This is a genomic window from Paenibacillus sp. FSL H8-0260 (assembly GCF_045040625.1).
Lineage (GTDB): Bacteria > Bacillota > Bacilli > Paenibacillales > Paenibacillaceae > Paenibacillus_AQ > Paenibacillus_AQ odorifer.
Genome location: NZ_CP150298.1, coordinates 5,734,217 through 5,749,223, shown reverse-complemented (window position 1 = coordinate 5,749,223; position 15,007 = coordinate 5,734,217). Strand labels below are relative to the sequence as shown.

General features: G+C 48.5%; 9 protein-coding genes. 4 read left to right on the top strand and 5 right to left on the bottom strand.

What is annotated here, in order from left to right:
- Positions 1–5 precede the first annotated feature (5 nt).
- The 3 genes from MHI51_RS25525 to MHI51_RS25515 all read right to left on the bottom strand — a co-directional run bounded on the left by MHI51_RS25525 (position 6) and on the right by MHI51_RS25515 (position 2,306).
- Positions 6–125 carry a YjcZ family sporulation protein gene (locus tag MHI51_RS25525; RefSeq protein WP_212592220.1) on the bottom strand — a complete coding sequence of 40 codons (120 nt, stop codon included), beginning with the start codon at positions 123–125 and terminating at the stop codon, positions 6–8.
- A gap of 150 nt (positions 126–275) precedes the next feature.
- A complete protein-coding gene (locus MHI51_RS25520) occupies positions 276–1,577 on the bottom strand; it encodes an aminotransferase class I/II-fold pyridoxal phosphate-dependent enzyme (protein ID WP_036679816.1) in 1,302 nt (433 codons plus the stop codon).
- A gap of 111 nt (positions 1,578–1,688) precedes the next feature.
- A complete protein-coding gene (locus MHI51_RS25515) occupies positions 1,689–2,306 on the bottom strand; it encodes a pyridoxamine 5'-phosphate oxidase family protein (RefSeq protein ID WP_076277568.1) in 618 nt (205 codons plus the stop codon).
- 144 nt (positions 2,307–2,450) lie between these two features.
- Here MHI51_RS25515 and MHI51_RS25510 point away from each other — a divergent pair, with 144 nt between their 5' ends.
- The 3 genes from MHI51_RS25510 to gpmA all read left to right on the top strand — a co-directional run bounded on the left by MHI51_RS25510 (position 2,451) and on the right by gpmA (position 6,519).
- Positions 2,451–3,956 carry a PLP-dependent aminotransferase family protein gene (locus MHI51_RS25510; RefSeq protein WP_405173347.1) on the top strand — a complete coding sequence of 502 codons (1,506 nt, stop codon included), beginning with the start codon at positions 2,451–2,453 and terminating at the stop codon, positions 3,954–3,956.
- A gap of 254 nt (positions 3,957–4,210) precedes the next feature.
- On the top strand, positions 4,211–4,996 hold the full coding sequence (locus tag MHI51_RS25505; protein ID WP_036679782.1) for an AraC family transcriptional regulator: 786 nt from the start codon (positions 4,211–4,213) through the stop codon (positions 4,994–4,996).
- Between the two features lie 779 nt (positions 4,997–5,775).
- Positions 5,776–6,519: a 2,3-diphosphoglycerate-dependent phosphoglycerate mutase gene (gene gpmA / locus MHI51_RS25500; RefSeq protein ID WP_076141983.1), complete on the top strand. Its 744-nt coding sequence runs from the start codon at positions 5,776–5,778 to the stop codon at positions 6,517–6,519.
- A gap of 1,448 nt (positions 6,520–7,967) precedes the next feature.
- Here the strand turns inward: gpmA and asd are convergent.
- Both asd and MHI51_RS25490 read right to left on the bottom strand, forming a co-directional pair.
- Positions 7,968–8,759: an archaetidylserine decarboxylase gene (asd, locus tag MHI51_RS25495; protein WP_076278180.1), complete on the bottom strand. Its 792-nt coding sequence runs from the start codon at positions 8,757–8,759 to the stop codon at positions 7,968–7,970.
- An 86-nt stretch (positions 8,760–8,845) separates the two neighbouring features.
- Entirely contained in the window at positions 8,846–9,940 is a 1,095-nt protein-coding gene (locus tag MHI51_RS25490) for a YheC/YheD family protein (protein ID WP_076280560.1), read from the bottom strand.
- A gap of 217 nt (positions 9,941–10,157) precedes the next feature.
- Between MHI51_RS25490 and MHI51_RS25485 the strand changes: the two genes are divergently transcribed.
- Positions 10,158–14,846: a WIAG-tail domain gene (locus MHI51_RS25485; RefSeq protein WP_405173346.1), complete on the top strand. Its 4,689-nt coding sequence runs from the start codon at positions 10,158–10,160 to the stop codon at positions 14,844–14,846.
- The last annotated feature ends 161 nt before the right edge of the window (positions 14,847–15,007 follow it).

Here is a 15,007-nt window from a genome sequence, read left to right as displayed (position 1 = left end):
AATGGTTAGACAAAAAGTGAACGGCTGATGATAACCAGCAAGATAAAGAGAACCAGGATGGCGCCAGTGCTAGTGAATGGGCCACCTCCACAACATCCATATCCGCCTCTAACTTCTTCGCTCATGTTCATTCCCCTTTCGGTGTGTGTGTTGTACTTGAGTACATCGTATTGTATGTGCGGAGAGAGGGGCGTGTATAGGCCAATGTCGGATTCGTGTACAAAAAAAATCAGCTCCATGAAAACGGAGCTGATTGTAAGCTATATAAAGTTCAGTTAGGCTTTTTCTAAATCGCGAACACCTGCGTATACAAGATCGAAAAGATCTTCGAGCTGTTCCTCTTCGATACATGAGAAAGCAATACGTAGGTCAGTTTCACCCAAAGCAATAGTGCCTAGTCCGTAATTATGAATCAGGTGAAGCCTGAGATCTTCAGCCGCAACAGTATGCAGCTTCAGACACATAAAGTAACCGGAGTTAAAAGGATAATACGTCCATACATCCTCGCCGTATTTGCCGCTATCCAGCAGTGCTTTTACTTTATTCGCACGGCCTTTCATGATCTGGAACTTCTCTTCCTTCTGTGCTTCGAATTCCGGAGATTTCAAGGCGTCTAGTACGAAGGTCTGCGAAGGATGCGCACCGCTGGAAATGGTGGCACGGATGATGCCTAGTGTTTTTTGCTCCAATGCTGCCAGCAGGTCTTTGTCCTCCGAGGCATAAGTGATGAAACCGACACGGAAGCCCCAGACAAATTCTTCTTTGGTCGCACCGTCAATCTTGATTGGAAGCACACGAGGATGCAGATGAGCCAGTTTGCCAAACAGCGATTCTTTAAGTGAATCCTCAAAGAATAACCCGAAGTATGCATCATCACTTACAACAACAACGTTGATGCCTTCCTCAGCCGCACGAAGGATAGCTGCAACGATCTCATCGCCTTCCTTAATCCCTGGAGTATATCCGGTAGGATTGTTAGGGAAGTTCAGCAGCACAATCGCTTTGCCGCGTTCTTTTTGAGCAAGCAGCGCGTCTTCCAGACCTGCACTGTTAAACGTCATTTCTTCTGTGAACAGCGGATAGTTAACGGTCTCCCCATGGCGGCGGATTCCGAAGGTTAATTCGTAGTTCTCCCAGTTCTTGTCCGGGTAGATAATCGCGTCACCTGGCTCTGCGAAGAGGTCAGCGACAATGCTAAGCCCGTGAGTCAGGGCATTGGTTACAACGGGATTGCTGATGGTTTTACCTTCTAGCGATGGATTTTCGCGCAGCATCTTTTCACGCCATACAGTACGCAACTCTGGTTTACCTGCCGGAGGGGCGTAACTATAAAGATCCTTAGGACTGTAAGCGGAGAGTTTATCCTGAATGACGCCGAGGTGCATAGGTACGCCACCTTCAGTAGCAATACCGATGGTTGCGTTGTATTTCTTGGCGTGAGCTCCTGCTTCAGCGGATTGGCTCAGGATGCCCTCTTTTGGGAAGTAAATCTCTTTGCCAAGCGTAGAGAGCATATCATACACATGTTCATTTCCTGCTTTGATACTTTCGTTTAATTGTCCAGCTAGTGGATTCATCAGTTTCATCCTTCCAGGGTTCTTTGGGGATAACATACTGTTAACATTGCCTAACATTATATCACCGCCAATTGCAACCGTCACTTGGAAAGATACGATTTTTAAAAAATATCATTCGGCGTGGAAAGGGCAGTATTTTTTCATCATTTCTATCGTTTCTTCATCACGCGGATTATTTCTTTCGGACAGGCCGGAAATGATGCCGGAGCGCTCTTCTTCTTTTAGGTTTTGCCCAAACTTAAACTTCGCAGTGATCTCCTCGGGGGTAATGCGCACAACGGCAACTCCCTTTAGACGGGGACGATATTTAGGGTCCTCTGCATCGATGGAATCATAACCCCCCTCGGGCTGGAGCTTTTTCATAAATAAGGAGAGTACACTGGCTTTTTCACTAATGTCTTCAACAGGTTCGGCTTTGCCGTAGGCGGTCACACTTTTAAAATAGGCGGTTGCAGGGCAGGCCAGCTCGGGATCGCTAAAATAAGACGGGATAAGAGCATACTCATCCGCTACCGTAAAGCAGACCTGCTGCTGATTGCGGATCGCCTTCATTTTGCCACCAGCATGACTGCCGTGGAAATAGAAACAACCATCTGTATATACAAAATTCAGCGGTGTCACCCGCGGTTGCCCCTGTTCATCGCTTGTACCGAGAAAACCAAAACTCATTCCGTTAAGAAAAGAGACCAATTCTTCCTCCTGATCTACTTTAAATTCTTTTCTGCGCATAGGGATCACGTCCTCTTTCTTTTTTAGTCTAGAGCGTCTGCTCCAATGTAAATGTTCTTTAAAGAATAGTAGAGTGGTTGACAATTAAAAAGGACCAATTAAGATAGTTTTTAATGGACCACTTGCTGGTCAAGGAGGATAACGATGAATATCACGCTGGCATACGATCAATATCTGGCGATACACCGCTACAAATATTTAGCGTTATATCACGCGCTCCGCGCAGGAATATTGGAAGGAACACTTCCGGGAGGCACTCCGCTGCCGTCTACACGAAGTCTTGCTAAGCACTATGAGCTGTCGCGCGGATCGGTCTCGCAGGTGTATGAAATGTTGCTCGCTGATGGTTATGTAAGGACTGAAACGGGGCGGGGGACATTCGTATCGGAAGATAGCTTTGCTTCAGCTGCCAGTGGCAGTGACGGTGAGAACCGGGCTTTGGGTGAAGCCGCAGATGCTGCTGGAGGAGATTGTGCAAGCGAGACTACGATTCCGATCTCGGCGTGGGGAAAGCGGCTGCTTGCGCGCCCGATACCCTTTTATGAAAAGAGTAATAAGAAAGTAGTGAGCTTCCAGAGTAATGGTATGCGGATGGAACATTTTCCATACTCCGAATGGCGCAGTGCGCTCTCTTATGCCGGAGGGAAGGAAGGTGGATTGCTGCAAAGCTCTTGTCCACCTCAAGGCGATGAAGGGCTTCGGAAAGCTATCGCTGCACATCTGCGGATTACCCGCGGGATTCGCGCGGATGCAGAGCATATCGTATTGTTCAGCGGCTCGATGCAAGGCATCGTTATTTTGACGCAGCTGCTGCTGGACGCAGGAGGCTCAGCGGTCGTTGAGGACCCGGGCTTTCACGGGATTCGCCGAGCCGTAGAGATCACCGGAGGCCGATTGCTGGCAGGGGAGCTGGATGGCAATGGTCTTATTCCGGAGGATTGGGATGCCCGGCTGTTGTTTGTTACGCCGAGCCGTCAATTTCCTACGGGTGTGGTACTGCCTTTGGAACGACGCCGAACCTTGTTGGAATGGGCGCAGCGGCATCATGCAGTAATCATTGAAGATGATTATGACAGTGAGTTCCGTTGGGCTGGGCGTCCTATCGAGCCCTTAAAAGCACTGGATCGTGAAGAGCGGGTCGTATATGTTGGCTCCTTTTCAAACACGATGTTTTCAGGCCTGCGGCTCGGCTTTGCAGTGCTTCCACCCTCTTTAGTAAAGCCGACTATCGCCGCCAAGGCGCTATATGAGCCCTTGCCGGTAGGGCTGCTGGAGCAGCGAGCCTTGGCGCGGTTCATGAATACAGGCGGCTATGGCCGTCATCTGCGCCGGATGACACGCATCTATGGTGAACGCGGACGAATCCTCAGGACGCTGCTGTCGGAACGGCTTAAGGAGCTCTTCGAGCTGCTGCCTGGTGATGCGGGCTTGCATGTATATGCCCGCTGGCTGCGCAGCAGCGAAGAGTTTGTTGCTTTCCGAGCGGCAGCGCTTAGGCGCGGCACGGATTTTAGAGATGCCGCGTTATATCAGCTATCACCGGGAGCGCCGGCCGCTTGTTTTTCTTTTGCCCATCTGAATGCCGCGGAGCTGGAGGAAGGGATAACAAGCCTGCATCTGGCGTGGGAAGATGTACAAAATGCAACATGACAAGGTATGATAAAGAAGATGAAATGCAAAACTAACCGAATGTTTAAGAATTTTGACGAAGAAACTCGGAGTAGATTAAGCTAAACAAAACTATATAGACACTGCGAAGTCAGAAAGAGCAGATTTGCTGAGAATACTAAGCGGATGCTTACGAGACAAGTTTTGCTAACAAAACAAAGCGGATGCTTACGAGGCAAGTTTTGCGAAGTAGTTCAAAGTAGGTTATGCTAACAAAACTTTTAGGAGGGAACGTTATGCTGCATGCATCGCCGTCCTCTTTTGTTATTTTGCCGGCTCTGGCTAAGATTGTATGCGAGCCGGGCTGGAAATGGCAAAAAAGAGAGAAGTCGCTGCAAAATTATGATTTATTTTATGTATGGAGCGGGGAAGGGACGGTTGTGCGTAACGATGAACCCTTTCAAGTAGGTAAGGGAAGCTGCTTCCTTTTTCGTCCGGGTGACCATACAAGTGCTACACATAATCCGCAAAAGCCACTTGTACTTACATATATTCATTTTGATGTCTCCGAAGAGGTGACGGATATTCCGCTGCCCTATCGTGAGCTTACAGAAACCGTTGAATTTGAACATCTGCTTGCTAGGTACGTTCGACTATTTCTGGTGGATACTTACGCCGCTGAAGAAGAAGGGCAGCTTGTACTGAAGCAGCTGATGATTCATCTGCTGAGGGAGGACCGTGTGAAGCCAGTAGAACGTTATGTTAGCAACCATTTGACAGAAATCATTCACGAAATAGCGAACTATGTGAGCCAGCATCCGGGGATTGCACATCGAGTAGAGGATCTTGCTGCTCGTGCGGGGCTTTCACCGCGGTATTTTTCAATTAAGTTCAAGGAGCTTACGGGTTCTTCTGTGCAGTCTTATGTCATCCGAGCCCGGATTGAGCGTGCTCAGCATTTACTGCTGTACGCGGGAATGAATGTTACTGAGGTAGCAGATGCGCTTGGATATCGTGACATTTTCTTTTTCAGCCGCCAGTTCAAGCAATATACCGGAAAAAGTCCATCTGAGATCCGCTGATTCACTTTTTTTGTTTCAGTTTGATCACCCAAGGGTAAATACTTTGCAGTTTAGTTTACAGAGAATTTACATAACTTCTTGGAAGGAGACTCTTGGCATGATCATCAGACGCAGAATTTGCAACACGGATTGTAAGAGTGGAGGCGGAGGTATTTTTAGAAACCGCTTAAAACGGTTAAAGCAGGCGAATGCTTTTGTCGTGGATAGCTGGTTCTAAACTGAACAAGCAAGCATAGAATCGCCTGATATGACTAAAAATATAAATAGCCGGGGCCGTGAGGCATCCGGTTTTTTTGTGTTGTTAGAAAATGATATATATAATGAACTTAAGTCGAAGATTAGAGTAACTGATGGGCATTTCATCGTGCCTCACGTTGTATTTTGTACAATAGATTGACTCTAATAGCAGTCGAATTTGAATTCTGAAGCACATCTTACATTCAAATTCAGGAGAAACAACCTTTTTAGAGATTATCACGATAATCTATTGCACGAAGTACAATGTAATGTATCTTCAAGTGAAAGTTAAGATTTTCTGTTGCACATTCTGCAATGAAGCGTATGCTCATTTACCGCAATATCCACACACCGTTCACGCTCCATGCACGCCTCATTCACGTACCTTTAAGGATGTTTAATTGGCCTAACTATGAGGTAGCGGTAGATATTTATTTCTACGATTGGGTTATTACTAAGGTGAGAGCTTTCTGCATACGTTTCGCATAACGTTGTTCGTCGGTAGAATATATAAGGTCCATAGTTGGAAGGAGAGAGAGAAAATGTACGAAATCGTACTTATACGTCATGGTGAGAGCCAGTACAATGTACAGAATTTGTTCACAGGCTGGAGTGACCCGGATTTAACTGAGAAGGGTATCCAAGAGGCAAAGACTGCTGGTAAGCTGTTGAAGGACGCTGGGTATACATTTGATCTGGCTTTTGCTTCGGTACTCAGACGCTCGATTAAAACTCTTAACTATGTACTGGATGAGATGGATTTGCTGTGGATTCCCGTGCAAAAGTCTTGGAAATTGAATGAACGCCATTACGGGGCATTGCAGGGATTAAGTAAAAGCGAGACAGCACTAAAATATGGAGATGAGCAGCTGCATATCTGGCGGCGGAGTTTATCGGTGAGACCCCCGTTGCTGGAGCTTGATGATCCTAGGTATGCCAGAAACGATATTCGCTACAGCAGTGTTCGTCCGGGAGATATCCCGCGTGGAGAGAGCCTGGAGGACACTGTACATCGTGTAGGCGATTTCTGGGGAAACCGGATCGTACCTCTTTTGCGTAAAAAAGAACGGGTGCTTATCTCAGCCCACGGCAATACGCTGCGTGCATTGATTAAATTTATGGAGGATATTGATGAAGCGGCATTACTGGAGCTCAATATCCCTACCGGAGTACCACTCGTGTACAAACTGGATGAGGACATGAATCCTATCAGTCGCTTTTATCTAGGCGATCCGGAACAGGTAGCGGCCAAGGCGCTTGATGTTGCTAAGCAGGGACATGTGTAATTGGCGTGTAATAAGCGTATAGGCGTAGCAGGTGTATTGAGTATAACGGGTGTACAGTAATAAGCAAAACGGGGCGTAAAGGTAAAATAAGCGCAACAGGTGTAGTAGGTTATATAAGCGTAACAGGCGTATTAGGTGTAATAAGCATATTAGGGCGTAGCAGGTTGAACAAGCATAACAGGTGTATTGGGTTAAATAGGCGCAACAGGCGTAATAGGTGGGTTACATGAAAAGATAAAAGGACAGCCTTGGGGCTGTCCTTTTTGTTATTAGTGTGTTTGTGGCCAATCAAATGTGCGAAAATGGCGCGTATAAGGTCAGTTGGGTCCGATGGCGTTGAATACTAACCTTCCACCAATTCTCCGTTGATTCTCGACCAACGCTCTACCAGCCCTCAACTAACGCTCGACTAGTCCTTAACTAACTCTCGGCCAGCCCTTAACTAACTTTCGACCAACCTCGACCAACGCTCTGCAAATGCTTACGGACTCAGCAGTCGCTATTTGCCCATTTATCGCCATTTGGGCGGAGTTTCGGACTCCAGCGCCGCTATTGCCTAAGATCTAGCGCAAATAGGGTGTTTTTCATACCAATAGCTGCGGTGGAGTCCGATAGAATCGCAAATGTGTCAAAAATCCGCGTATAAGGTCAGCTGGGTCCGATAGCGGCGAGTGCACACCTTCCACCAGCTCTCGACCAGCCCTCCACCAACGCTCTGCAAATGCTTACGGACTCAGCAGCCGCTATTTGCCCATTTATCGCCATTTGAGCGGATTTTCGGACTCCAGCGCCGCTATTGCCTAAGATCTAGCGCAAATAGGGTGTTTTTCATACCAATAGCTGCGGTGGAGTCCGATAGAATCGCAAATGTGTCAAAAATCCGCGTATAAGGTCAGCTGGGTCCGATAGCGGCGAGTGCACACCTTCCACCAGCTCTCGACCAGCCCTCCACTAACGCTCGACTAGCCTTAACTAACTCTCGGCCAGCCCTTAACTAACTCTCGGCCAGCCCTCAACTAACTTTCGACCAACCTCGATCAACGCTCTGCAAATGCTTACGGACTCAGCAGCCGCTATTTGCCCATTTATCGCCATTTGAGCGGAGTTTCGGACTCCAGCGGCGCTATTTCCCAAGAATCGACTCTAATATGGCGTTTTTCATGCCAATAGCTGCGGTGGAGTCCGATAGAATCGCAAATGTGTCAAAAAGCCGCGTATAAGGTCAGCTGGGTCCGATAGCTAGCGATAGGTGTACGTTGGCTAGCGATAGGTAGATGATAGCTGGACGATAGCTGGACGATAGCTGGACGATAGGTACACGATAGCTAGAGCGTTCGCCTCCGCAACTGTGCTCCACACGAAGTCCCCAAAATTAGAGGGCACCCCAGCAGCCAATTCATGGCTTTTGAGGTACCCTCTAATTTTTCTTGGAATTCGCCTAAATCTCCCTACAAAGGTTGATGCAACGTTCCCAGTAGTTCGCCCATTTTTACCTTTGAGTTGACCTCAAGCTTGGGTCTCGGGGTAAAGGTACCGCTTTCCGTGAGCAGCACTACGGTGGAGCCAAACTCAAAATAAGCCAGATCATCGCCTATTTGCCACTCGGCAGCGGTATCATCCGTATAACGAATACTGCTGACGTTCATTGCGCCTACCTTTACTACCGCGGTTTCTCCGTGACTCCCGGCAATATACGTAATGAGACGTTCGTTGCGGTTCAGGACACCCTTCATATGTCGCATTCCGAAATCGTTGACAGGATAGGCCCGTCCGCGAATATAATCGCTCTCCACCTTTTGTCCGGTAAGGGGAGAGTGAATCCGGTGATAATCGGTAGGACTCAAATAAAGAACGAAGAAAAAACCCTTCTTGTACAGCTCCAGATGCGGGGAGTGATTAAGGAGATCCTCGATCTTATAATCCTGCCCTTTTACATTCATAATCGTACCGGCGTTAATGTCACCCATAGCAGTAATCGTTGCGTCTACGGGACTAACCAAAGCGTCAGCGTCGGTTGCAATAGGCCGCATGCCCGGCTTCAGCCGGCGGCTGAAAAACTCATTAAGAGTGAGATATTCTCCAGGATTTTTCTCCGCTTGAGCGGAGGGGATTTGATAAGTCTTAATAAATGCCGGGATAAGAAAACGGCTGATTCTACTATGAGAAAAAGATCCCATTAACCGTGAAAGCCACCGGTGTGAGGATAGCTCGGTCATCAGCCGTAGCAATTGTTTTACCATGCCCATCTCCCTTCCATAATGCAGCAGTACGGTTGTATACGGGTCGTCTCTGCTCTGCATTATATTGACATAGAATAGGAGACAAATCAATAACTGTTATATACCGTACTGTTCGTTTCTATTAAAAAACGCGCGTATCCCATAGGTCTGCGATAGCTGTCTTTCCAAATTTCCGTAAGGCCGGCTTTATGAAATCCGTAGCGTTGGTCACGACCGTTACACTCTATGAAGAAGAGTCGTCCGTCCTTAGTAATGCCTATATCCAGTCCGATATCGGCCAGTCCGGGAAGGTCTTGCTCCAGACACCGTGCGATTGCAAGGCTAAGTATTTCGACAGACATACGGATGTGGGCCGCTGTGGATCTTGAAAAGGCCTTTTCGAGCGCGAGGGAGGAGCTTAACGCTTCTCCTCCGCGGGCTATATTGGAGACAAAGCCCCCTGGGGCAGCCAGTTTGGCGAAGAGCCCAGTGACCTGCCAATCTCCTCCCCAGCCGCGCTGAACAGTGACGCGTAGATCAAAGGGACGTCCTCCAATCTCAGCAAGGGGAATACGTTCTTGTACAAGATAAGGTACGGAGGTTAGGCGTGCGCGGAGCGCTTGTGGCAACGCCGCCTGATTGACGGGAATACTTCTCCAGCGCTGCATCGAAGGGGAGAGGTAGCTCAAGGTCCAACGCTGAGCTCCCTTGCGGACCAGCCGCATGACCCCATTCCCTATACTTCCCCGGCAAGGTTTTAGAATGAGATCGGGATAAAGATTCATCATTTCTTTTAGGCCTGAGACTCTCGTTGTTACGGGTAAATATTCGCGAAGCTCCGTATTTTTTTCAAGCAGCTGATGGATCTCATCTTTGCCGTATCGATTACATGTATTGAAAATCAGGGGATAGTGCTTCAGCAGACGCTGCATCCCCGGGCTGTTTTTGCTGTATATTGCCCGGTTATGGATAACAGCAGGCGTAGGAACAACTACGCTTTTATATCCATTAACTCCCTTTATATAGGCGGCACTAAAGCCTGTGTCCGTATCGATGTCCGCGAGCTTCAGGAAGCAAGGGACTAAACCGTATGCCGCCGCGGCCTCTTCATAGTTGGATAGAGACTCCTGTCCTGTTTTTAGCCGGGGAACGCCCCGGTGCATATCGGCATTTAGTAATATTCCAACGAGCTTATGCCCCATGTTTGTTCCTCCTGTTTCATCGGTTACATGATCCCTGCTTTTTCTACTCTTGTCATAGTATGTTTGTACCCGCGTGTCAGGGTGGACGAATGCGCGAAGGCAGATGCCTTTTTTTATACATAATCTTATGAAGGCCTCATCGCAAAAGGGTGTCATAAGCCCATACCGCTGCATATGATGCCTAGGAGAAACATTAGATGGAAGGAGGAGACTGCTTGTGAGGGGTTCCAAAAAAAAGCAGCCGCGCAGTCCACAGAAACGACTCTATTTTGTAGATAATCCCAATAAAGAGGAACTGAGTATGCTGGATACCAAAAGCAGCTCTAGAAACTCGGGGAATAACAGTGACGGAGTCAGTGAAGCAGAGATCGCGGAAGTTCAGGTAAGTGGGGGAGCAATAGCTGAAGTCGTTCTAGAGGAGCCAACTTCTGCTCCAGTTCTACAATTGGAGCCGGAGCTTATAGAAGAAGCGCAGCTTCAGAAACAGGCGGATAATCTTCCTGAAACCGTATGGTTCGCTCCTCCAGAGAAAGAACGTTTTCAGCCCGTTTATACAGATGATCTTTCGGATGCAGCGGTGACCGGAGCCAAAATCGCTCCACGTACTATTGACGGTTCTAAGCTAAAGTTCGGCATTATTGGTACACCTTGGCTGCAAGATTACGCTGTACAGAGTATCAATATCGCGGACAAGGCAGTCACTTCTGCAAAAATCGCACCAGAATCGATAGTGGGCGAGCATTTAGCAGAAGGAAGCGTTAGTGGCGGTAAGCTGCTGGATCATTCGATCAGTGGAGAGAAGCTGAAAAATGGCAGTATTAGTCCAGAGAAGCTGGCTGATCGGATTATAGGCGGCGGTCAAATTGCAGATAAAGCTATTGAGAGCCGCCATTTAAGCGATTTGATTATTACTGCGGATTTACTGGAAGATGGAGCCGTTACTAGTGACAAAATAGGAAGCAGCAGCATCACAAGCCGCCACCTGGCAAACGGCAGTGTTGACCGTTCCAAGCTGGCCGATGCAGCGGTATCTGGCGATAAAATAGCTGATGGTGAAATCAGCAGCTCAAAGCTAGCGGATGCTGTCATTGAAGGCCGCCATCTTAGCGACGCCTTGATAACCGCCAGACATCTGGCCCCGGGAGCGATTGGTTCTGATCAGCTTGCCAGCAAATTGATCGGTAAGGAACAGCTGCAGACGGGTATTATCGAAGGCGGACATTTAGCTGATGGAGCCATAGGCTCCAAGCAACTTGGTGCAGATGTCGTGAGAAGCATCCATTTAAGCCCAGAAAGTGTGAATGGTAATCATATCGGTGATGGCGAAATATCAAGTCGGCATTTGGCTGACCGCAGCATCTCTTTTTTAAAGCTGGCTGAGGGTGCAGTAGGGACTGCGCAGTTAGTGGAGCAAGCGGTAACCTCGTCCAAAATTGCTGACCAAAGCATTCTCCCACATAAGCTGGCAGACGAAGCAGTGACCACAAGACATATTGCTAAATCCGCCATTCGCGGACCGCAAATTGCTATGCAAGCCATAACTTCTATTCATCTGGAACGCGAAGCAGTGAATCATTCGCATATAGCTGCGGAAGCGGTCGGCTCGGAGCAGCTCAAGGAAGAAGCTATTCAGACTCAACATTTATCTTCCGGTGCTGTGACTGGAGAACAGCTGGCTTCAGAATCTGTGGGTGGGGAGCATCTTCGTGCACAGAGCGTTACTTCAGCCAAGTTGGCAGATGGAAGTGTAAATGCAGCTAAGCTGGCAGCGGGTGCAGTGATTGGCAGCACGATTGCGCGTGAAGTTGTCAGTGGTGAACATATCGCTTTTTGTACAGTGGAGGAAAAACATCTGGCGGATGCCAGTGTGAGCGGCCGTGTATTGCAGGATGCTGTGGTAAATAAGGATCATTTGGCCCCGGGAGCCGTGGAACGAAGACATCTTGGTGAAAATAGTGTGACTTCCGCTGCGATTCAATCGGGCTCAGTTTCAGGAGATAAGCTGGCTTCCGCTGCGGTGAGAGAAATTCACCTGGCAGCAGGAGCCGTGCAGCCTCATCATCTGGCCGATCATGCAGTGACCTCGTTGAAGCTTTCACCGGAAAGTGTCTCAACGGATAAAATCAGTGATTTAGCAGTCACTTCGGCTAAGCTTGCAGACGGCAGCATAGAATCCAGTAAACTGGCGGCGTCAGCAGTTCAAGCTGAGCATTTGTCGGTAAATGCTGTAAGTTCGAAAACCATAAGCGAAAGTGCTGTTCAAAGTAGACATTTGAATCCTGGCAGTGTCAGCGGGGCGCATATCCGGCCGTTGTCTATCGGGAATGGTCATATCCTTCCGAATTCTATTTCTGCGGTTCAAATCCAAGAGGGCAGTATTAATAGCTCTAAGCTGGTAAAAGGTGCCGTGGATTCTCAGCATCTTTCACCTGGTAGTGTAGACGGCAGCCATCTGTGTATCGATACGATTGAAGGCCGTCATATCCTACCGGGTGAGATCACGCTGGCTCATCTGGCGGAAGAGGTACGTAGCTCTGAATTGCTGCCAGACGGCTGCATAACTGGGGAGAAGCTGGCAGAAGGATCGGTAGATTCCAATCATCTCCTGCCTGGAAGTGTGAACGGAAGCCATTTGAACTCGGGTTCTGTAGAAGGTCGACATATCCTACCGGGTGAGGTCACGCTTGCTCATCTGGCTGCAGATGCATATACCTCCGACTTGCTGCCTGAAGGCAGTATTACCGGGAAGAAGCTGGCGGGAGCATCTGTGGATTCTTTTCATTTAGTGTTTGGAAGTGTGGAAGGCGGACATCTGAGTTCAGGTTCCGTCGAAGGACGTCATATTGGAAAAGGTGAGATTACCCTAGCTCATCTCGCCGATGAAACCCGAAGCGCTGATCTGCTGCCAGACGGTAGTATTACTAGAGAGAAGCTGGCGGAAGAATCCGTAAGTTCTATACATCTAGTGCCTGGCAGTGTGGATGGCAGCCATTTAGGACCAGACACAGTTGAAGGACGTCATATCCGATACGGTGAGATCACGCTGGCTCATTTGGCAAAAGAAACACGCAGCTCCAAATTGCTGCCAGACGGTAGTATTTCTGGAGTAAAGCTGGCACATGCTTCCGTAAATTCAAATCATCTAGTACCTGGCAGTGTGGAAGGCGTTCATCTAAGTTCAGGTTCTGTCGAAGGGCGCCATATTGGAAAAGGTGAGATTACGTTAGCTCATCTGGCCGAAGAAACACGTAGCGCTGACTTGCTGCCAGACGGTAGCATCACTCGAGAGAAGTTGGCGGAAGAATCCGTAAATTCTAATCATCTGGTGCCTGGAAGCGTAGATGGCAGTCATTTGAGTCCAGACACAATAGAAGGACGTCATATCCGATATGGTGAGATCACGCTGGCTCATTTGGCCGAAGAAACACGCAGCTCCAATTTGCTGCCAGACGGTAGCATTACTGGGGAGAAACTGGCGGAAGCATCCATAAATTCAAATCACATTGTACCTGAAAGCGTGGAGGGAACTCATCTGAGTCCGTCTGCAATAGAAGGACGCCATATTGGAAAAGGTGAGATCAAGCTAGCGCATCTGGCGGATGAGGTACGCAGCTCCGAGCTGCTGCCAGACGGAAGCATTACTGGGGAGAAGCTGGCGGAAGCCTCCGTAGAAGCAATTCATCTAGTGCCTGGAAGTGTGGATAGAACTCATCTGAGTCCGTCTGCAGTAGAAGGTCTCCATATTGGAAAAGGTGAGATCAAGCTAGCACATCTAGCGGATGAGGTACGCAGCACCGAGTTACTGCCGGATGGCAGCATTACCGGTAAAAAGTTGGAGGGTGGATCTATTACTGCCTACCACTTGGCTCCTGGCAGTGTCTATGGGGGACACTTAGGGGGGAATGCGGTAGATAGCCGCCATATCCGTGCTGGAAGCATTACTCTGAATCATTTGGCAGAAGAAGTGCGCAGTGCTGATTTATTACCGGAAGGCAGTATTACAGGCGAGAAGATTGAAGTCGCGACGATTCAGTCTTTCCATTTAGCCCAAGGCAGCGTCTCTGGAGGTCATTTGGCCGGGGATGCGGTGGATGGCCGCCATATTCGATCGGACAGCATCACCCTGAATCATTTGGCAGAAGAGGTACGCAGTGCGGATTTGTTGCCGGATGGCAGCATTACGGAAGAAAAACTCGCTGAAGGCTCCGTGAGTTCTTCACATTTACAACCATGGAGTGTTTACGGAGAGCATCTTGCTGACAAGATCGTGGCAGATCGGCATTTGCAGCCTGGCATCATCAAATTAGAGCATCTTGCGGATGAAACACGCAGCTCAGCCCTGCTCCCGGATGGCAGTATCAACGGAGCTAAGCTGAAGGAAGGCAGTATCGAGTCCGCTCATCTGACAGAAGGTGCAGTAGGGACAACAGAGCTTCAGGATGAAGCAGTAGTAGCATCCAAAATCTCTTCGTTTGCGATTCAAGCCCGCCATCTGGAAGAAGAAAGTGTTCAGGAATATCATATTTCCCCAGGTGCAGTAAACGGGACTCATCTGGCACCGAACTCTGTAAATACAGATCATCTGTCCTTCAGTCCGATTCAGACAGCTGGGAAGCGAGAAGCACTACAACAGTTTGGAATGACAGCATTTATGTTCAATGGGGATGCAGAGAGTGTAGAGGTGACCGTATCGTTTGATGAGAGCTTTGGGCATACGGGTTATGTGCTTGTTGCCATGACCAATCAGCCTTACTTCTATGCTTCCTTAAAGAGCAGAGCCAATGGAGAAGCAGTGATTCAAGTGGTGCGGTTGCGCGAAACTCCGCATTTCTATGGGGTTATCTCTTGGATTGCTATAGGTGCTCCCTTAGCTAAACCGGCAGCAGATGATCGTGTATTTGATTGAACCTTAAGCAATTCCTCTTAAAAACAGCAGAGCAGCGAATCTCCTTATTGGAGATCGCTGCTCTGTTTTTTTGGTGGGGAACGGTACTTGTCAGCATCGCCGGGTTTAATCAATCGCTGTGGCTGCGGTTCTGTCCGATAGCCTGGTACTCTAAACATCTG